Source organism: Limnobacter sp. CACIAM 66H1, from assembly GCF_001601825.1.
Classification (GTDB): Bacteria; Pseudomonadota; Gammaproteobacteria; order Burkholderiales; family Burkholderiaceae_B; genus Limnobacter.
Map to the genome: position 1 here is coordinate 1 of NZ_LUJK01000017.1, position 19,670 is coordinate 19,670.

Annotated in this window: 20 protein-coding genes; 10 read left to right on the forward strand and 10 right to left on the reverse strand. The window is 51.8% G+C overall.

The window, feature by feature from the left end; translation table 11 throughout:
* Together A0129_RS06745 and A0129_RS06750 are read left to right on the forward strand one after the other, a co-directional pair.
* Nucleotides 1-1,685: TRAP transporter fused permease subunit (locus A0129_RS06745; RefSeq protein WP_291713570.1), on the forward strand; the 1,685-nt coding region annotated here is incomplete at its 5' end.
* A gap of 138 nt (nucleotides 1,686-1,823) precedes the next feature.
* Nucleotides 1,824-2,399, forward strand: a complete 576-nt coding sequence (locus A0129_RS06750) for a hypothetical protein (RefSeq protein ID WP_146106670.1) — start codon at nucleotides 1,824-1,826, stop codon at nucleotides 2,397-2,399.
* 97 nt (nucleotides 2,400-2,496) lie between these two features.
* Here A0129_RS06750 and A0129_RS06755 read toward each other — a convergent pair whose 3' ends face one another.
* On the reverse strand, nucleotides 2,497-2,622 hold the full coding sequence (locus A0129_RS06755; RefSeq protein ID WP_291713572.1) for a hypothetical protein: 126 nt from the start codon (nucleotides 2,620-2,622) through the stop codon (nucleotides 2,497-2,499).
* Between the two features lie 122 nt (nucleotides 2,623-2,744).
* On the opposite strand from A0129_RS06755, the gene A0129_RS06760 reads away from it, so the two are divergent.
* Together A0129_RS06760 and A0129_RS06765 are read left to right on the forward strand one after the other, a co-directional pair.
* Complete coding sequence (locus A0129_RS06760) at nucleotides 2,745-3,209, forward strand: hypothetical protein (protein ID WP_291713574.1); 465 nt, start codon at nucleotides 2,745-2,747, stop codon at nucleotides 3,207-3,209.
* Nucleotides 3,210-3,243: 34 nt separating this feature from the next.
* Nucleotides 3,244-4,116, forward strand: a complete 873-nt coding sequence (locus tag A0129_RS06765; protein WP_291713575.1) for an alpha/beta fold hydrolase — start codon at nucleotides 3,244-3,246, stop codon at nucleotides 4,114-4,116.
* Here the strand turns inward: A0129_RS06765 and A0129_RS06770 are convergent.
* Nucleotides 4,108-5,877, reverse strand: coding sequence for a long-chain-acyl-CoA synthetase (locus tag A0129_RS06770; protein ID WP_291713577.1), 1,770 nt, complete (start codon nucleotides 5,875-5,877; stop codon nucleotides 4,108-4,110). The genes A0129_RS06765 and A0129_RS06770 overlap by 9 nt on opposite strands.
* A gap of 128 nt (nucleotides 5,878-6,005) precedes the next feature.
* Between A0129_RS06770 and A0129_RS06775 the strand changes: the two genes are divergently transcribed.
* A complete protein-coding gene (locus A0129_RS06775; protein ID WP_291713579.1) occupies nucleotides 6,006-6,500 on the forward strand; it encodes a hypothetical protein in 495 nt (164 codons plus the stop codon).
* A 2-nt stretch (nucleotides 6,501-6,502) separates the two neighbouring features.
* Here A0129_RS06775 and A0129_RS06780 read toward each other — a convergent pair whose 3' ends face one another.
* From A0129_RS06780 to cysS, 6 genes are read right to left on the reverse strand one after another with little or no spacing between them, the layout of a single operon-like run.
* Nucleotides 6,503-8,182 carry an ATP-binding domain-containing protein gene (locus A0129_RS06780; protein WP_291713581.1) on the reverse strand — a complete coding sequence of 560 codons (1,680 nt, stop codon included), beginning with the start codon at nucleotides 8,180-8,182 and terminating at the stop codon, nucleotides 6,503-6,505.
* Nucleotides 8,183-8,185: 3 nt separating this feature from the next.
* Nucleotides 8,186-9,124: a 3'-5' exonuclease gene (locus A0129_RS06785; protein ID WP_291713583.1), complete on the reverse strand. Its 939-nt coding sequence runs from the start codon at nucleotides 9,122-9,124 to the stop codon at nucleotides 8,186-8,188.
* Nucleotides 9,125-9,134: 10 nt separating this feature from the next.
* Complete coding sequence (gene tilS / locus A0129_RS06790; protein ID WP_291713585.1) at nucleotides 9,135-10,103, reverse strand: tRNA lysidine(34) synthetase TilS; 969 nt, start codon at nucleotides 10,101-10,103, stop codon at nucleotides 9,135-9,137.
* On the reverse strand, nucleotides 10,104-11,066 hold the full coding sequence (locus tag A0129_RS06795) for an acetyl-CoA carboxylase carboxyltransferase subunit alpha (protein ID WP_105028816.1): 963 nt from the start codon (nucleotides 11,064-11,066) through the stop codon (nucleotides 10,104-10,106). It lies immediately after the preceding gene.
* A 9-nt stretch (nucleotides 11,067-11,075) separates the two neighbouring features.
* Nucleotides 11,076-11,729 carry a DNA-3-methyladenine glycosylase 2 family protein gene (locus tag A0129_RS06800; RefSeq protein ID WP_291713587.1) on the reverse strand — a complete coding sequence of 218 codons (654 nt, stop codon included), beginning with the start codon at nucleotides 11,727-11,729 and terminating at the stop codon, nucleotides 11,076-11,078.
* Nucleotides 11,714-13,120 (reverse strand): cysteine--tRNA ligase, encoded by a 1,407-nt coding sequence (gene cysS, locus A0129_RS06805; protein ID WP_291713588.1) that lies wholly within the window; start codon nucleotides 13,118-13,120, stop codon nucleotides 11,714-11,716. The genes A0129_RS06800 and cysS overlap by 16 nt, the downstream gene beginning before the upstream one ends.
* Nucleotides 13,121-13,311: 191 nt before the next feature.
* Between cysS and A0129_RS06810 the strand changes: the two genes are divergently transcribed.
* The 4 genes from A0129_RS06810 to A0129_RS06825 all read left to right on the forward strand — a co-directional run bounded on the left by A0129_RS06810 (nucleotide 13,312) and on the right by A0129_RS06825 (nucleotide 17,214).
* Nucleotides 13,312-14,409, forward strand: coding sequence for a tetratricopeptide repeat protein (locus A0129_RS06810; RefSeq protein WP_291713590.1), 1,098 nt, complete (start codon nucleotides 13,312-13,314; stop codon nucleotides 14,407-14,409).
* 27 nt (nucleotides 14,410-14,436) lie between these two features.
* Nucleotides 14,437-15,705 carry a murein L,D-transpeptidase family protein gene (locus A0129_RS06815; RefSeq protein WP_291713591.1) on the forward strand — a complete coding sequence of 423 codons (1,269 nt, stop codon included), beginning with the start codon at nucleotides 14,437-14,439 and terminating at the stop codon, nucleotides 15,703-15,705.
* A gap of 122 nt (nucleotides 15,706-15,827) precedes the next feature.
* The gene (locus tag A0129_RS06820) at nucleotides 15,828-16,319 is read left to right on the forward strand and encodes a peptidylprolyl isomerase (protein WP_291713593.1); all 492 of its coding nucleotides are present in this window, start codon (nucleotides 15,828-15,830) and stop codon (nucleotides 16,317-16,319) included.
* A gap of 67 nt (nucleotides 16,320-16,386) precedes the next feature.
* On the forward strand, nucleotides 16,387-17,214 hold the full coding sequence (locus tag A0129_RS06825; protein WP_291713595.1) for a UDP-2,3-diacylglucosamine diphosphatase: 828 nt from the start codon (nucleotides 16,387-16,389) through the stop codon (nucleotides 17,212-17,214).
* On the opposite strand, the gene cysE is transcribed toward A0129_RS06825, so the two are convergent.
* Nucleotides 17,211-17,978, reverse strand: a complete 768-nt coding sequence (gene cysE / locus A0129_RS06830) for a serine O-acetyltransferase (RefSeq protein ID WP_291713658.1) — start codon at nucleotides 17,976-17,978, stop codon at nucleotides 17,211-17,213. The genes A0129_RS06825 and cysE overlap by 4 nt on opposite strands.
* A 70-nt stretch (nucleotides 17,979-18,048) precedes the next feature.
* Nucleotides 18,049-18,858, reverse strand: coding sequence for an RNA methyltransferase (locus A0129_RS06835; RefSeq protein ID WP_291713597.1), 810 nt, complete (start codon nucleotides 18,856-18,858; stop codon nucleotides 18,049-18,051).
* Nucleotides 18,859-18,901: 43 nt separating this feature from the next.
* Here A0129_RS06835 and A0129_RS06840 point away from each other — a divergent pair, with 43 nt between their 5' ends.
* Nucleotides 18,902-19,669 carry an inositol monophosphatase family protein gene (locus tag A0129_RS06840; protein ID WP_291713599.1) on the forward strand — a complete coding sequence of 256 codons (768 nt, stop codon included), beginning with the start codon at nucleotides 18,902-18,904 and terminating at the stop codon, nucleotides 19,667-19,669.
* The last annotated feature ends 1 nt before the right edge of the window (nucleotide 19,670 follow it).

Consider the following 19,670-nt stretch of genomic DNA (forward strand, 5'->3'; position numbering starts at 1 on the left):
CCCTGGTGTTGACCGTGATCGCCAGTACCGCCTACCTCATGGTTCACCTGGATGGAACAGCGTTGCGCATGCGAGCCGGAACTCCCTTCGCTTCCCCCGGCAACGCTTGGGCTGCAATGGTGGGCTTGGCGCTGATTCTTGAACTGACGCGCCGCGTGGCGGGTAGTGCATTGGTCATCATTTCCGTTATTTTCGTGGTGTATTCATTCGTAGGGCCTTATCTGCCCGGTTTTCTGACGCACGATGGTTTTGATTTCAGCCGCTTTTTCTCGTACATCTACACCGACGCAGGCATATTGGGCGCTACCACTGCGGTGTCGTCCACCTACATCATTTTGTTCATCGTTTTCGCCGCTTTTCTCCAAGCCTCCAAGGTGGGCGACTACTTCGTCAACTTTGCCTTTGCGGCAGCGGGCCGTGCTCGAGGTGGCCCAGCCAAAGTGGCTGTATTTGCCTCTGGCCTGATGGGCATGATCAACGGCACCAGTGCGGGCAATGTGGTTGCCACCGGGTCCTTGACCATACCCCTGATGAAAAAAGTGGGCTACAACGGTAAAACTGCCGGTGCCATCGAAGCCGCTGCCTCTACAGGCGGGCAAATCATGCCGCCGATCATGGGTGCTGGCGCATTCATCATGGCGGAAATAACAGGAATCCCCTACTCCGAAATTGCAATCGCTGCGGTTATTCCTGCTGTGCTGTATTTTCTCTCCACCTATCTGATGGTTGACTTTGAAGCGGCCAAGCTCGGTATGCGCGGCATGCGCTCCGATGAGTTACCACAATTTTCGAAAATGGTGAAACAGGTCTACCTGTTCATTCCCATCATTATTCTGATTGTTGCTCTGTTCATGGGTTACTCGGTGATACGTGCTGGCACTTTGGCCACAGCGGCTGCCGCGGTAGTCAGTTGGTTGTCGCCATTCAAAATGGGCCCAAAAAGTATATTCAAGGCCTTCGATTTGGCAGGGGTAATGTCCATCCAGATCATCACGGTGTGCGCCTGTGCTGGCATCATCGTGGGGGTGATTGCCTTGACTGGTGTTGGCGCCCGCTTCTCTTCCATTCTGCTGGACATCGCTGAAAATTCACAGTTGATTGCCCTGTTCTTTGCGATGTGCATTGCAATTCTGCTGGGCATGGGCATGCCGACTACAGCCGCCTATGCCGTGGCTGCATCCGTGGTTGCCCCTGGCCTGATCGAACTTGGCATTCAACCTTTGGTGGCCCACTTCTTTGTGTTCTACTTCGCCGTCATCTCGGCCATTACGCCGCCAGTGGCGCTGGCCTCGTATGCTGCCGCGGGTATTTCCGGCGCGAACCCAATGGCAACCTCTTTCACCTCATTCAAGATCGGCCTGACTGCGTTTATCGTGCCGTTTATGTTTTTTTACAACGCTGCACTACTGATGGAAGGTGAATGGTTTGTGATCTTGCGTGCATTTGTTACAGCGTGCATTGGCGTGTTTTTCCTCGCCGCCTCTATTCAAGGCTGGTTCTGGGGAGCACATTCAAATTGGCTAGTACGCGGCATTCTACTCATCGCTGCGCTTTGCATGATTGAGGGCGGTTTGTACACTGATATCGGCGGAGCAGTGCTGGCTGTTGTAGCAATTGTTCTTAATAAATTCTTTAAAGGAAAACCAGCACCTGAACCCATGGTTCAGGCCAAGGGAATGGATTAAAAAGCCGCACATCCTGAGGCTTTTACACCTATTTTTAGTGTAGAGCCTCAGGTTCAAACCCTTTCATTGCGTAATCGATTTCCCTATAGTGCGAAGTGTCACGAAATTTGACTACCCGCTACCCAAGGAGATCTCACGATGTATGCTTTCGAAAAAACAGCTGAATTGCTGACCAAGACCAACACCGAACTCAAAAACCAGCACCAAGCTGCTGCCAAGGCCCTGAACAGCCTGGTACAAGCACAATTCGGCCTGCTGTCACAAGGTTTGGGCAACGCATTCACCGCTGCTGAAAAGCTGCCTTTGGCCGACAAGCCAGTGGTTGTTAACGCACGCACCGAGATCAAGCAAGGCTTGGAAAAAGTGGTGGGCGTAAGCCAGGTTTACACACAAAAAGGTGTTGAGCTGTTCGAACAGCAATTGCCGGTGGTTATCGACAAAGGTTTTTCTTATGCCGCTTTGGCCCTGTCACAGGCGGAATCCTTGACCGAAAACGCAATCACCATGGGTGTAAGCGCTTTGGAACAAGCCAAAAAAAACGAAACCCTGAAGCCCGCCATTGAACAAGCTGAGCAAATTGCTGCCCAGTTGTTCGAAAAGATTGGTGTTAAAGGTGAAGCTGGTGCGAAAAAAGCTGCCAAGAAGCCTGCTGCCAAGAAAGCTGCTGCTCCACGTGCAAAGCGCGCAGCAGCCGCCCCGAAGGCTTCAGTCTGAATAGACATGGCCCAGCTTGAGCTGCGCTTTGACTAAATAAAAAACCCTCGAGTTCTCGAGGGTTTTTTTATGGTTGCAAAGAGAGGTCAGGAAGACACTACAGCAACCACAAAATCAGGCCATAACAAACTGAGGCGCCCAGAACACCAACAAACCACTCTCTTTTGGTTTCCAGTTCGCCCAGCATGGCTACATCGAAGCTCTTGTTTGCGAAATCATCCATGGCAATACTCCCGGTGCATAATGCACATGTGTGTTGATGCCTCTATTTAAGTGCAAATACACAGGTGAGTCTTTCCCACAAAGGGGGCCACCTTATTCGACTACCCCCACGAGGTGACCACGATGACCTTCAGTTCTGCCAGTGCGTTTGCAATTGTCTCCGCAGGCGTGTTTTTGCTTGTTGGTCTCTTCAGCGGTTTGTGGAAGTTTCTACAGATGTGGCGCAGTGAACAAGGCCTGGCTCATCCTTACCTGGATATCGCCCACCGAGCCAGCCTGCTCTATGGTTTTGCCTGTCTCACCTTGGCCATATTGGCACATTTCAGCACATTCAGCCCGAATTACAATTTATTCGCGGCAGTAACTGTGATTGTATTTTTTGCACTGGCCGTGACGGGGTATTTGATACAGGCAGCGCTGAACGGCCCCGACAATCAGTTGCGGCAACCTCACAAACTGGGAAACCACCCAATGCCCCGCGCAGGTTTGGCCTTATTTATGGTGGCACTGATACTCGCCGAAATTGGAGGCACTCTTTATCTGTTTGCCGGCGCGCTGCAGAACCCTTTGCTGCAATTCTGGTCATAAACATCATTCAAGTTCATTCCGGGAACACCGAACAATGCCTTTACAGTTCATTCGTCGCTCCTTGCTAACAGCTTTCTCCCTGCTGACGTTGGTCGCCTGTAGCACCACGAACCCAGGCAATTCATCAGCGCAATATCAAGCGAAGGCAAACTGGACCAGTTCATTTTTAAGCCAGGTTTTCGGCGGTCAAACCATGCCCGATGGGGTGAACAATTGGGCATGTCGCCCCGCAGAGAACCAAAACCCGGTTGTACTGATTCACGGTACTTTTTCTTCCAGCATGTATTCATTTGGGGCCTTGGGTCCGGCGCTGGCCAATCAAAACCTGTGCGTATACTCGATCGACTACGGTGCAGCTGAACCGAGCGACTGGTTCAAGGGCGTGGGCCCGGTGGATGAATCAGCGCAGCGTATTGCTGAATTTGTAAAGTTTGTGAAAACAACCACTGGGCGTGACAAGGTGACCCTGGTAGGTCATTCTCAGGGCGGTCTGATCGGCTTTTACTATCTGAAGATGTTGCAGGGAGCTACCCATGTGGACCGCTTTGTGGCCTTGGCCCCTAGTGTCAACGGCACCTCGATTGCCAAGACACCCAACCGAGACCTGGTCGAATATTGCCTTGCCTGTGCTGACCAACACCCCCGTTCAGCCTTGCTTCGCGAATTGAAAAACGGCCCCATCACAATGCCTGGGGTGCATTACAGTGTTTTGGTCACAAAAAACGACAAGGTTGTAGTACCGGTTGAAAACCAGTTTGTGAAAGAACCTGGCGTGCAAAACGTCTATATTCAAGATCTGTTGCCAGGCAAACGGGTGTCACACAGCGGCATGTTGTACGACACAGAGACTCTTGAACTGATCGTGAAGCTGGTACAGGGTCGATCGTTGCAAACTGCTTCAAACTAAAGCGGTGTAACTTCGGGTTGCTGGGTCGAAACGGTAGAGAGCATCTTTGACCTGGTTTTGATCAATACCCTCTTTTTTCAACTGTACTTTTTGGTACTTGAACGTGCCGGTTGTTTCCACAGCCTGAATCACACGCAAATACTGCGGCACAGCATACCCGGGTAACTGGCTGCATACGTGCGCGGCCAGCGCATCCAGGTCAAGCAACGCGCCGGGCTTTACGGCAATTGCAGCCATACCGGCCCGACCATCGAATCCATCCAGCTTTACGCCATAAACCACCGCATGTTCAAGAAACGGCAGTTTGGCCAATACACCTTCCACTTCTGATGTGGCTACATTCTCGCCCTTCCAGCGAAACGTGTCGCCCAGACGGTCAACAAATTGAATATGCTGCCAACCCTGTCTGCGTACCAAATCCCCCGAGTTGAACCAGCAATCACCGTGTTTAAACACATTGCGCAGCAACTTGCCTTCGTTGGCTTTCGGGTCTGTGTAACCATCAAAGGGCCGTAACTCGGTCACTTCACTGATCAACAACCCTACCTCACCGCGGCCTACAGTCTCGCAAAAACCATGTTGATTTCGTACCACTTGTTCCGAATCTGCGTCGCAGGCAATGACCTCAAAGGGCATGGGACAAAAGCCAACGGTTTCTTTAAGACCAAACGCGTTCATAAATCCGAGATTGGATTCGCTCGCCCCGTAAAATTCGAAAATCTGATGAATACCGAACCGGTGTTCAAAGTCCTCCCATATTTCAGGACGCAGGCCGTTGCCTAGAATCAACCGGATTTCATGATTCTGATCGTCCATGTGAGGCACCTGATTCAGGAGATACCGCAACAGTTCGCCGATGTAGCAAAACGCCGTTGCCCTGTAATGTGAAATACGCCTCCAGAACTGACTTGCACTGAATTTTTCATCCAGCGCAAAGCAGGCGCCGGATGCCAGTACGACCCCCAAGGACACCGTGAGTGCATTGTTGTGATACAAGGGCAGACAACAGTAAAACACATCAGAAGCCGTCAAGCGCACGGCGGTGCTCATGCCCGAGGCCGCCTGCAACCAGCGGTAATGGCTCATTACAGAAGCCTTGGGCAAACCGGTTGTGCCGGAGGTAAAAATATAGAAACAGGGCGAGCTGGCTGTAATTTGTGCGGTTTGCGCCAAGTTATGAACAGGTTGCGTAGACCAGGCGCTGCGAAAGTCACTCACACGCAGATGATTACTGTCGGTTTGCAGCGAAAGCAAATCGACGCCTTTGAGCAGTGTGTTGTCATTGGATTCCAACTGCTTGAGAATATCCAGACCACGATCACACGCCAGAATTATTCTTGGTTTCACCAGCTTCAAGCTGTGCGCTTGCACTGAACCCTGTTGGTTAATGTTCAGCAGCGCAGCAACCGCTCCCAACTTGGCACAGGCAATGACTGCGAGCAAAGCTTCAGGACGATTGGCTGACAACAAGCCCACCGTGTCACCAGCCTTCACGCCCATAGACAGCAAACCGCGCGCCATTTGATTACAAATCGAATTCGCTTGCCCATAGGTCCAACACTGTTGATCACTTTTCAGGAATACCGATTTCGCGTGTTTGCGCGCAGTTTCCTGAAACAACAAACCCATTGAACGTCGGGAATGTGGTCGGAGCAAGGCCAGACTGGCCAGCGAGGGCAAAATATGCGGCACGTCAGGAAGAAAACTCAAGGCGCCTTTGGCAATGTCGATTGCGGATACTGTTTTGCCCTGAACTGTCATTTTGTGCGGTCTCCGGCTGCTGTCTCGTGTTTTTTTATACAGAAAAAGATACACTCTTTGGGTCAACGAAATTCGAGCACGCACCGTTTTTATCAATGTCATCAGGCTGCCCAGTTAAGTATTCTTCCATGCCCATAGTCAAAGTGCGCTCCAAAACTGTTCTTTGCCTGCTTGTGCTTGTGGCGGCACTTCCATTTCATACCGCCAACGCGAAAAACTTCATAGGTTATACGGGCAAAGGCTGGAACAGCGATTTCGGGGTGCTACGCGGTCAATGTGATGCCAAACTGGTTCAAAGTGAAGCGCTCAAGGGCACGTTAACCGAGCAAATGGCCTACGTTGAATCCACAGAGGCTTTCAAGGCAATTTTTACGGAAACCCAATTGGTCGATGCGTTTGCGGTGGACTCTCATTGCTTCGGGCACACCATGGAGCTAGTTCCGTCGGGGCAAGCGGTGCGTTGGCTCAATCCGGTGAACGGCGTCGGTGTGTATCTATCGCCCGGAGCCAAGTCGGACACTTGCAGAACATACTTGGGGGTCACCATCGTCAACGGTGAAAAAACCAAGTTCCGGGGTGAGGTGTGTTCGCCCAGCAAAGGCGCCTGGCAAATTCAGCAGTAATCTCAGACAAATACCGCCTTGCGCAAACGCTGGAGGGTATCCGAATGCCCAACCAGCACCAACAGTAATTTGGCCCGAGTCATTGCCACAAACAGCTTTCGAAATTCAGCTTCATTAAACTCCGAAAAAGCCAACTCGGTTACCACAATGGCTTGCGCCGCCTGCCCTTTGAAGCGGTACACCGATTCGGCATGCACGTTACCCTCAGTGAATACCTGGCTACCATTTTCATCATATCGACCGGTAAAGTGCCTCAGAGTGTGTGGTCCAAGGCTGGCTTGCGCCAATATCTTTGATTTCTCATGCCCCCGCATGCTCAGTACGGCAATTTTGTCTCGCGTGAAACCGTGGCGCAAGCAGGCAGTAATTGCCTTGGCGGTTTGACTCAACAACGACTCATCATCGTCATACTCGAAAAACTCCAAGGGCAAACCTTCGAGGGGACAAGCAGCTTCAATATCAAGCGACAAAGGCGAGTCAAAATGGAATACATGTTGAACCAACTGCAAGGCTTGAACCACGCGTTTTGGATTTCGATAATTCATGGGCGTGTGCAAGCTGACCCAACCGGGCAGGCTGACTGCCGGCTTGGCGTACAGGTTCTGAATCGGATCCTCCAGCCACAGCCACCGGGTGCCCGAATGCGAGCAACGCTGAAGCACCGGCAGCCAACTCTGGTCGAAGTCCTGCCCTTCATCCACCACAATCGAGTCAAAAACCCAGCGCTTGTCCAGCGGTGTGCCCAATACCTGCTCGGGCAAACGGCCGAACACCCCGGGCGACGCGTAATCCACCTCCTGACCCGCATCACGCAGCATTCGGTCGCACAATGCATGAAAATTAAAAACCACCGCGCCCACCAAACCAGCCTCACGAACCTGCTGTGCCATGTGCGAGGAAAGCGGCCGGTTATAACACACATACAAGGTTCGGGCTCTCAAACCATGGTTGCGCTGCAGTTCGCTGAAAGCCAATTGTGATTTTCCACTGCCCGCAGTGCCTGTAACACGCAAACGAAAAGGCTCGAAGCTCAGCCTTGACACCCATTGCTCCAGTCCGTGCGACAAACGCGTCACCAATGTTTCGGCCGCTTGTGACAAAGCGCCCACCTCCGGCACCAGGTTCAGTTCATTGCACAAAAAGGAGTGAATGGCTTTGGGATTGCTGTTGCTGCTGAACAGGTCAGCAGTAATGTCGATGGTTTGAATCAGGGCAGCCAATTCATCCTTGTGACGGGCATCCACCACCCGCTCGGCATTCACGGTAAGTCCACTGGGGTCGGGTACGGTGAAATCGGGGCAATAAAAAATGGGCTCTACTCGCAAGTGACCTTGATGTTGCAACTTGAATTTCTGGTTCAACAAAGCGCCTTGCTCAGCCAGTGCGTTAAATACATCCTGACGCTGTTCACCCAATTGCTTCACCATCCGGCCTTGGTCCACTTTCATCAAACCGGTTTTCATCAAAATACTGTAGACGATACCACTGGGACCAAGCACCAGAAATTGAATTCGCCCAGTGACGGTCAGCCCATGTTCAATTCTCGACCAATGAATGCCGTGATAAATGGTGTAGTTGTCGGGCAACTGCGTCTGCAAATGCAACAACACATCCCGCTCGCGCGCTTGTGCACCATCCAGCGCAAGTTCACTCGTATCTGACGGATAAACCTTGGCTGACACGCCTTAAACCTCTTTGAATTGTTGTTTCAGCGCAGCGCCAGAGTAACGATCCACCCCAGCCTGAATGCGAAAGCCCAGCATGATTTTTCCGGTGGTACAGTACACCTGTTCCCGCAGCCATTCGATGACTTCTTTGCCTTCTGAAAAACCCACTGCCTCGAATTCCCAAACCCGGTCGTCCGCATTCCAGCGAAAGCCCTTGGACTTTAAAAAATCTTTCTTCTCAAATGGTGCTTTCAACGCAGCGATTTGATAAATCGATTCATTGGCACTGTCAAACAACACCTGAAATGGCATGCGCTGGGATGTTTTCAAGGGTTGCGCCAACACATGGACCAGTGCATTGCAATCCTCCACTGCACGGTGGGCACCGTGGAAGTAACCGCAATCCGACAACAAGTATTCCAGTTTGCGTCCGGAATAATTTTCCTGGGTCCATGGCAGTTCCCGAAACGTGCAAGCCCAGATCGATTTTTCAAGCCAGGGGAAACGGCGAAGCATAAATGGCTTGTCAAATGCTGCGTTGTGCGCCACGAACAAAGCGGCCTCACTGCACAGGGCTTTTAACGCAGCTTCATCAAACCGCTGACCTTTGACCATGTCGTTGGTAATGCCATGAATGGCTGAATTCTCGGGCGTAATGGGTACCTTGGGTTCTTCAAGGCCTCCATACGTGCCCAGCACTGCACCAATCGCTCCGGTGTCCTGGTCCACCTCAATCAGCACCGCCCCCACCTCAATGACTTCGCATGTTGCAAAATCAAGGCCTGTGGTTTCAGTATCGACGACCAGCACCTTAACTGGGCTGTTAATTTGCCCACCAAAAGTGTCGCGCATTTGAATGCGACGCAGTACCTTGTAATTGCCGCTGCTTTCCAGCCATCGGGCAACAGTTTCCTGGTCTACATCGCCAATGCTGCTGTTCAATTCCTTGTTATCCAAACGGAATGTCCTATGGTTCAGTATGAATTAAGTACGCCTGCTGTCGGCTTACTCTCACTTGCCAGCCTTTTTTCACCTCGCGAATTCCACCTTTATCAATACGCAATTGGCGAGCCAATTCAATCAATTTCAGTTTGCCACAACGTACGCCTTGGCCAAGCAACCAATGTCGGAGGGTATTGAGCTGGGCTGAATCGTCCAGTGCCCGCCACTGAATCAATTGCAAGCCTCCAGTTTCAGAAATCACCTGCGGCGCCTTGACTTGCGTATTTGAATCTTCCTCTGAATAGTGTGCCCGAAAAAATTCAGCCAGTTGGAGCAGAGCCTTGGGGCTCTGTGGAAAGTGTGCAATCAGACTAGGCAAGAGTTCATGGCGCACCCAGTTGCGGCGCAGTGTAGTGTCCTCGTTGCTGGGGTCTTCGATGTACTGCAGGCGATTGGCACGGGCGTACTCGAGCAAACTGGCCTTGCTGCTATCGAGCAAAGGTCGGCACAACAGCAAGTCGGGATACAGGTGACGATCCACGCCGACAGGGCCCACAACGCGCATCCCTCCCACTCCTCGCAAGCCGGAACCGCGCAACAATTGCAGCAGCACTGTTTCAAGTTGATCATCCCGATGATGGGCGCACAGTAACACTGTGCGTTGATTGGCCTTCATCCAGTTAAAAATGGCTCGGTACCGCAGCACACGGGCCTGACCTTCAAGGCCTAGATCACTGGGTTGAACATTTACTTTTAAAGCAGTAAAAGGGATACCCCACTGTTGACACTGGGTTTCACAATGTAACTCCCAGGCATCGGCCTGCAACTGAATTTGATGGTTGACATGCACAGCATGCAAGGCCATGCCCATTTCATGCAAGGCATGAAGCAACACGGTGGAATCGACCCCGCCTGAATAAGCCACCACAAAACAGTCGGGCAGAGGGGCTTGGCGCTTGAAGTCGCTTAGAAAGGCTTCAAGCGACTGTTTCAATTATTTGCTCACCTTGAAGTGGCCATAACTCATGAGTCGGTCATGGCGAGCGTCCAGCAAAGTTTTGGGCTTGTAGGTGACCAGCATATTCAAGGCAGCCTTGATTGCGGTTTTCAAGTTGCTGGCCGTTTGCGCATGGTCGCGATGCGCTCCACCAAAGCTCTCCTTCACGATTTCCTGAATCAACCCAAGATCGCGCAGGCGTTTGGCGGTAATACCCAAGGCCTCTGCAGCATCCGATGCCCTTTCAGCGCTGCGCCACAAAATGGAAGCACAACCTTCAGGGGAAATTACAGAGTAAGTCGCATTTTCCATCATGATGACGTGGTCAGCCACAGCCAACGCCAAAGCGCCACCTGAACCGCCCTCACCAATAATCGCACTGACGATGGGTACCTGAATTTGTGCCATTTCAATCAAATTGCGGCCAATGGCCTCAGACTGCCCACGCTCCTCGGCATCAATACCAGGGTATGCCCCCGGGGTATCCACCAGGGTTACGATGGGAATACCGAATTTCTCAGCGGTTTTCATCAAGCGAAGCGCTTTGCGATAGCCCTCGGGGCGTGGCATGCCGAAGTTACGCAAAGTACGCTCTTTCACATCACGGCCTTTTTGGTGACCAATCACCATGACGCTTTCACCATCAAGGCGGGCAAGGCCCCCTACGATCGAAGGGTCGTCTGCAAAATGCCTGTCGCCATGCAACTCGTGAAAGTCAGTGAATGCGTGGGCAATGTAATCCAGGGTGTAGGGGCGCTGGGGGTGACGCGCCACCTGCGAAACCTGCCAAGGGGTCAACTTGCTGTACAACTCCTTGGTCAACACATCGCTTTTGCCTTCCAGGCGGCGAATTTCTTCCGACAAATCGACCGCTGAGCCGTCCTGAACCAGGCGCAGCTCCTCGATTTTGCCTTTTAACTCAGCAATGGGTGCTTCAAAATCCAGAAATGTTTGCTTCATGAGGTTCTCTTAATAGTCCACCACGGCTGGATCGAGGCTGCGCCACAAATACCACGTTGCCACTGTCCGCCAAGGTTTTAATTTTTCCCCGAATTGTAGTGCTTCTTTCGGTCCGATGGGTTCACCTTCGAAAAATTGGCGCGAGATACCGCGCTGCACACCAATGTCATCCACAGGCCAAACATCGGGCCTACGCAAACAAAACATCAAAAACATTTGGGCGGTCCAACGCCCTACTCCCTTGATTTCACATAGGTGGCGGGTGCAGGCCTCATCGTCCATGCCATCTAGCAGTGTCAGCTCAAGACGTCCTTGCTGCTCAAATTCGCTCAAGGCACGCGCGTAGGCTATTTTCTGACGTGAAAGGCCTGTGGCCTTCAAAGTGTCGTCACTCAGAGCGAGCAATACGCTGCTATTGATTTGCCCATTCAGCGCCTCGACCACTCGGGCCCACACGGCGTCAGCAGCCTTCACCGAAATTTGTTGGCCCACCAACGAGCGCAGCATGGTTTCATAAGGCGCGCCACGCGAACGCAAGGCCCGGTCCGAATGTCGGGTCACCAATTCAGCCCATACCGGGCTTTGCGAAGCCAAGGTCTCACACGCCACCTGCCAGTAATCAGGCGCGTGGGGATCTTGATTCAACCTCAGGCTCGCCGCCATTCGGTTGCACCGCCCCGTTTGTCTTCCAGTACCACGCCCATGTCGAGCAATTGCTGGCGTATGGCATCCGCTTTTGAGAAATCCCGGTCAGCTTTGGCCTGGGTTCGGGCGTCAATCAACGCTTGAATCTCGGCCTCGTCCAAGGCCCCAGCTTGGTCTCCCACCTCGGCTTTCTGAAAAGCTTCAGCCGTACGTCCCAACAAACCCAGTACCTGTGCCAAAGCTTTCAGACGCGCGGCCAATGTCTGGTCGGCAGTGCGGTTCACCTCATTGGCCATCTCAAACAAAACCGACACGGCAATCGGTGTGTTCATGTCATCATTCATGGCCTCGGCGAAACGGGATTCAAATTCGAGGGTCCAATCAATCGAATCCACCACCTGAACGTCGCCCACGGCCTTGTACAGGCGACCCAGGGCAGCTTTCGCGTCTTGTACATGGCCCTCTGAATAGGTCAACTGACTGCGATACTGCGCACGCAGAATAAAAAAGCGCACTACTTCGGCATCGTATACTTTCAAAATGTCGCGGATCGTGAAGAAATTATTCAACGATTTGGACATTTTTTCCGATTGCCCATTGGTTTCGACTCGCACAAAACCGTTGTGCATCCAATACTGGGCAAAACCCTCGCCGGTTGCACCCACACTTTGGGCAATCTCGTTTTCATGATGCGGAAACTGCAAGTCAGCACCGCCGCCATGAATATCAAAGGTATTGCCCAATAACTTGCAACTCATCGCCGAGCATTCAATATGCCAACCAGGGCGACCAACACCGAAATCAGATTCCCATTTGGCATCTGCAGGCTCATCAGCCTTTGCGCTTTTCCACAAAACAAAATCCAGCGGGTCATTCTTGCTACCTGAAACCCCCACACGTTCACCAGCCCGCAATTCATCCAGACTTTTGCCTGATAGCCGGCCGTATTCAGGAAAGGCGCGCACCGAAAAGTTCACATCACCAGAATCATCCCGGTAAGCGAGCCTCTTGTTCATCAGGGAGTGAATCATGTCCTGCATTTCTGCGACATACTCAGTCGCACGAGGCTCGTAGTCGGGGCGTTCAATACCCAAGGCATCGGCGTCCTCATGCATGGCCGCAATGAAGCGATCCGTCAACGAACGAATGCTTTCACCGTTCTCAACAGCGCGGCGAATAATTTTGTCATCAATGTCGGTGATATTGCGTACATAGGTGACCGGGTAGCCAGAGGCACGCAGCCAGCGCTTCAGCAGATCGAACACCACCATGACACGGGCATGACCCAAATGGCAGAAGTCATAGACTGTCATGCCACACACGTACATTCGAACGTTCTGTGGATCAAGCGGTGAAAAAGCCTGCTTTTTCCTTAGAATTGAATTGTAAATTTGAAGAGACGATTTCATTGGACTCAGAAAAAAAGCGGACCCAGCTTGCCAAAACGGTACAATCTGATACTGGAATCTTCAGGAAACCCAGCTCAGAAGCCAACCCGCTCTGGGGCTTGCTACAATAGCGGTCGAGTATATCATTACGCATGATCGAGTTTTTCCCTACCAATCAGATGAAACGGGTAACCCCGCAAAGGCGCAACCGAATGCAGGCTAAAAAAACAATCACGTCGTCAATCATTGGCAAATACAAGAAAAGCAAATATGCATTGCTAGTCGCCCTCATGGGCTTGGCATTTGCAGGCGCTCCAGGCCATGCCGACGAGTCAGATGAGGTTTCAAAACTTATTCAAAGCGGTCAATTTGAACAGGCACAGGCACGCGCAGACGCATACCTGGCCAACCGGCCCAATGACGCACAGATGCGTTTTCTGAAGGGTCTGATTTTGACTGAGCGCAACAAAACCGCAGAAGCCATCACCGTGTTCACAAAGCTGACCGAAGATTTTCCGGAGCTGCCTGAGCCCTACAACAACCTGGCTGTGCTGTACGCGGGGCGCGGAGAGTATGAAAAAGCCCGCGAGTCGCTGGAAATGGCAATTCGCACCCACCCAAGCTATGCCACCGCCCATGAAAACCTAGGCGACGTCTACGCGAAGCTGGCCAGCCAGTCCTACGACAAGGCACTTCAACTGGACGGGCGCAATTCAACCGCTCAAACCAAACTTTCACTGGTGCGCAACCTGATTGCCGGCAAGCCCGAAACTGTGGCTGTGGCGGCAGCACCAACAGCCGCACCGGCTAGCAAGCCAGCACCCGCAAAAACTGCACCCGCGGCAGTGCCCACCCCGCCGGTGGTTGCTGCAACCCCACCCGCAGCTGAAGTTGCGCCCAGCAAACCAGCCCCGGCAGAGCCTGCCATTACAGCCAGCAAACCTGCTGAACCAAAACCCAATACCATCGGTATGGACAGCCAGGTACTGGCTGCCGTTGAAGCCTGGGCCAAGGCATGGACGGATCAAGACATGGCCGGTTATCTGGGTGCCTACAGCCAAGACTTTGAAACCCCAGGCAAAATGAACCGTGCAAACTGGGAAAAAATGCGCGAGCAGCGTATTGTCGGCAAGGAAACCATTCGCGTGGTAGTTGAGAACCCGTTGATCACCATCACTGGCAATGAGGCCGTGGTGAAATTCAAGCAAAGCTATTTCTCCAACCGCCTGAACAATGTGTCCACCAAAACACTGACCATGAAACAGGAAGGCGGCACCTGGAAAATCACCAGCGAGAGGGTGGGCGGTTAAATGTGGTTTAGAAGCAGGCTCCGCGGAATGCCCAGAGGATTGCGCTTGGTCGCACCCCTGATGTTTTGGGCATTGACGGCGGCTCCCACTTTTGTGAAGTCTGGCCCTCAAGAGTCATTCGACCTTGCGGCCTACAGCAACCCTGAGCCCAAAAAGAGTTCACTGGCCAGTAAGTTGTTTGAATCGGCCAGCTACGAGCCAGTCATCGACACGGCAGTTGAAGAAATTTACCTGGCTCTCAGTAATCACGAGTTGAACAAAGCGCTTGAATTGACCGACCGCTTGTTGAGTGAATTTCCCAATTTTTACCTTGGTCACATGCTCAAGGGCGATATTCTGTCGCTGAAAGCGGGTCGCCCCCTGACCAAAATTGGAGACATGCCAGATGTACCCAAAGGCAAACAGGAAGAACTGACCGAATTGCGCGAGGAAGCAATCGCGCGCTTCAAAGCGGTGAAAGACCGTCCGCAACGGGACCTGCTGCCTGCTGAGTTGGTTGAATTGAACGATGACCAGCGTTACGTTATCTTGGTGGATACCACCCGATCGAGACTGTTTCTGTATGAAAATGCATTTCCTCAACCCCGCCTCGTGACCGACTTTTACGTGTCCCAAGGCAAAATGGGAGCAGTGAAGGTACGTGAGGGTGATAAACGTACGCCCATCGGCGTGTACACCATCACTGAACTGCTGCCAAAAGAAAAACTGACTGACTTTTACGGTCCGATCGCCCTTCCCATCGACTACCCGAACGCTTGGGACAGGCGCCTTGGGAAAACCGGCTATGGCATATGGCTGCACGGGATGCCCAAGCACTATGTAAGCCGACCGCCCAAAGCCAGTGATGGCTGCGTAGTATTGGCAAACCAGGATCTGCTCGCCTTGAAAAAGTTTGTTGATATTGGCACGACTCAGGTCGTGATTAGTGAAAGGCTAGACTTCGTACCGGTTGACGTGTGGCAGAGTCACCGAAAAGCGGCCCTGCGAATGGTGGACACCTGGAAGAAAGATCTTGAAAAAGGTTTCTCGAAAGGGATTTACCATTACGCGAGCGATGTCAAAATTGACGGACAAGGTCTGATTGAGTGGCAAAAGGCCCAACAGATCGGCAACAAATCGTTTGGAAAGATATCCATCGACGACCTCACGGTCATGCGTTACCCCAGCGACAAAGACATGATGCTGGTGTCTTTCAAGCAAGAGGACAATTTGTCGGGGGAAATTCGTAAACAACAATACTGGATGAAGGTCGGCACTCGTTGGCAAATTGTCCAAGAAGACACCTTTAAACTTTAAGGAACGAGTCAGTGATTCAAGGCAAACGTGTTTTTCTCAAGTGGTCGATGTTCTCGGCGATAGCTGTTAGCATCGGTAATTCTTCAATCTCCTCTGCGTTTGCAAAAGCGAAAAAACGAACCATGGTTAAACTTAAAACTAATTTTGGCGACATCACCATTGCGCTGGACGCTGAAAAAGCCCCAGCCACCGTTGCGAACTTTCTGGAGTACGCGAAAAGCGGCTTCTACACCAATACCATTTTCCACCGTGTCATCAGCGGCTTCATGGTACAAGGCGGCGGCTTCGAGCCTGGCATGAAACAAAAACCCACCAAAGACCCGGTAAAAAACGAAGCTGACAATGGCTTGAAAAACGAGAAATACACGATTGCCATGGCCCGTACCAACGATCCACATTCGGCAACCGCACAGTTTTTCATCAACGTTGAAAACAATGAATTCCTGAACTTCAAAAGCCCGACACCACAAGGTTGGGGCTACTGCGTGTTTGGCAAAGTCACTGAAGGCAAAGAAGTGGTTGACAAGATTGTGGGCGTAAAAACTGGCTCAAAGGGCTTTCACCAAGATGTACCTCTGGAAGACGTGGTCATTCAGGGTGTCGAAGTACTCTAAGCCAGCCTCCGTTGAAAAAGCCCTTCTCTCAAGGGCTTTTTTTATGACTTTTTAATCAGGTAACAAGTTGATTGAAATTCCTCCATCAGGCGCCGCATTTTTTGCCTCCGATCTACACCTCTCTGAACAAACTCCCAACACCCTTGAAGCCTTTGAAAACTGGTTGGCAAATGTCGCTCAGGACCAAACGCTCATCTTTTTGCTTGGAGACCTTTTTGAGGTTTGGTACGGAGACGATTACAGCGACAGCTCAAGCAAGCGAGTAACTCAAGCAGTTCAAAGTGCAAAATCCGCCGGAGCCACGCTGTATTTCATGCATGGGAACCGCGACTTCCTGCTCGGTGACCAATTTGCAGAAGAGGCTGGACTCGAGATTCTTCCGGATCCTGAATTTTTGCTGGTCAACCACCAAATAGTACTGATTACCCACGGCGATCAACTTTGCACGGACGACAAAACTTATCAAAAATTCAGGCTTCAGAGCCGAGATGACAAGTGGCAAAAAAACTTCCTCTCACTGCCCCTACAGCAACGAATAGAAATGGCCAAAGCCATTCGCAGTGAAAGCAAAATACACAAAGCCAACAGCGCCATGAGCATCATGGATGTCAACCTGCAAGCAGTTGCGGAATCATTCAAGGGTAATTGGCCCGATGGATATTACGTGGGCAAAAGCGATGTCATTTTGCATGGACACACACACCGCTGTGGCATACACCACACATTAAATGCCCCAGCACCCATCACACCAGAATCTGCGCAGGGGCAACTGCAGAAGGGTCAAAGAATAGTATTACCCGACTGGAATTTTGATGAACCAGAAAAAAACCGCCCTAAAGGCGGTTTCTTGAAACTGGACAGCAAAGGCGAATTCAGCCTGAATCTTTTCAACTAGTTGTCAACCAGCTTGTTCAAGGCTTTCAACTCTTCACAATCCACGGAGTCACCACAATCTGGCTCCGATTTGCCTTTGCTCAGCTGTTTTTCGAGCAGTTCGATGCGTTGTTGCTGGGCAATCGCCTGATCAATCAAACCATGCATGGCCTTGATCAGCGGATCATCGCCATTCTTGGAGACACCATAAGCCGAAAATTCTTCCTTGGTTTTGGCCGCCCCAGTCAGCTCCTCACTTGCAGCACGTTCTTCAGTCTTCAAAATCATGCGGGCCGGGTTGCCTACCGCTGTTGCGCCGGCTGGAACGGGCTTGGTCACTACCGCATTCGACCCTATTTTGGCACCCTCGCCCACCGTAAATGGTCCCAAAACCTGAGCTCCCGCGCCTACAACGACACCCCTTTCCAGCGTAGGGTGACGTTTACCTTTGGCCAAGGAAGTCCCCCCCAGGGTTACGCCCTGGTAAATGGTCACATCGTCGTGAATCTCTGCGGTTTCACCGATTACCACGCCCATGCCGTGATCGATAAACACGCGTCGACCGATATTTGCGCCCGGATGAATTTCAATGCCAGTGAAAAAACGGCCCAAATGCGACAAAAAACGCGCCAGGGTAGTTAAACCTGCACCCCAAGCCTTGTGGGCCAAACGATGCCAAATCAGGGCATGTAGACCGGGATAGCACAAAAAGACCTCCAGACGCCCTCGAGCCGCCGGGTCTTTTTTCAAAATCGTGTCAATGTCTTCTTGTAGTCGAATCCACATGCGCGGAAAGCCCTGAATCAATTGTGATTGATGCGTCAAACGCTGGTCGCCGCAGTGTATCACGGCTGAATCACGGCTTCTTGCGCTCAAATTCATGTGGATAAAGGCGATTGTCGACCACACGGAGCACATCAGAAAAAAAGCCTCTAAGCATATCCACCTCTTCTTGCTCCAAAGGTGTCTTGGCCAACATTCTCGCCAAGCGCTGCACCACTTTCTTCGGTTTGTCGGGATTGATAAAGTCAACCGCTGCCATGGCTTGAAGCCAATGAGCCTGCAAATCCGATACAGCCTTCACCGTCGCCAGTTTACCCCCCTGACGAATACTGCCAGCCAGGGAGTCTTGAGTAGCCACCGTCCATTCACCAGCCATCCATTCCGTGCGCAGCGCATAGGCCACAATCTGCACGGCTTGTGACAAATTCAGGGAACTGTAAAGTGGGTTTGCGGCAATGGTCACCTGCCGATTGCACACCAGCAGTTCCTCGTTGCTTAGACCAGTTCGCTCCGCACCAAACACAAAAGCTGCACCGATCCCGTTTTCCGTCAGACTCAACGCCTCTCGTGCCGCCTCTTGCGGGCTTTGTAGATGCGGTCCCAAATCACGCAAACGAGCCGACAGAGCAAACGCAACGCTTCGATCAGCCAAGGCATCGGGCAAGGAGTTGTAAACACGAGCCTGTTCCAGCACATCAGTGGCGCCACTGGCCAAAGAAACCGCCTCCTCGGCCATGCAAATTTCTTTGGTTTTCGGTTCAACCAAACGCAAATCATTCAAACCCATGGTTTTCATGGCGCGTGCCACCGAACCGACGTTGCCTGGATGGCTTGTTTTTACTAGAACTATTGAAATGGATTCGAGGGAAATGGCTGCGGTCATTTATAATGTCGGGTTAAACGTATTCAAATTGAAAGGAAAGGCCATGCATCCGATGTTGAACGTGGCGGTGAAAGCCGCTCGCGCTGCTGGAAAAATCATCAACCGAGCGGAGCTTGACCTCGATCAGGTAAAAATCGGTGTCAAAGGGCCCAACGATTTCGTCACCGAGACCGACCAGGCTGCTGAAAGCGCCATTATCGAAGTGCTCAAACAAGCCTTTCCCGATCATGCCATTTTAGCCGAGGAAAGCGGTGCATCCGGCAAATCCGAGTATGAGTGGGTGATCGATCCCATTGACGGTACAGCAAACTTCATTCACGGCTATCCACATTACGCGATATCAATCGCGTTGCGAGTGAACGGCAATGTACAACAGGCAGTCGTGTACAACCCAGCCACCAACGATCTTTTCACAGCATCCAAAGGTGAAGGCGCATTTTTGAACAACCGTCGAATTCGGGTTTCAAAACGCAGCAAGCCGAATGAATTCCTGGTTGGTTTTGCATTCCCCAGCGGTCAGAATGAGGGCTCACTGGGTGTAAAACGCAAAATGCTGGCACTGACCGAGAGCACCGCCGGCATTCGAAAATCCGGTTCAGCAGTGCTTGATTTGGCTTATGTGGCCTGTGGTCGCCTAGACGGATACATGTGTTTCGGTCTTAAACCCTGGGATTTGGCGACAGGCGTTTTGCTGGTTTCCGAAGCTGGCGGATTGATCACTGACCCCCAAGGCAATGACACATTCATGACCACGGGCGATGCAGTGGCAGGCAACCCGAAAGCCCTTCAGTACCTCCTGAGCTTCAAATAAA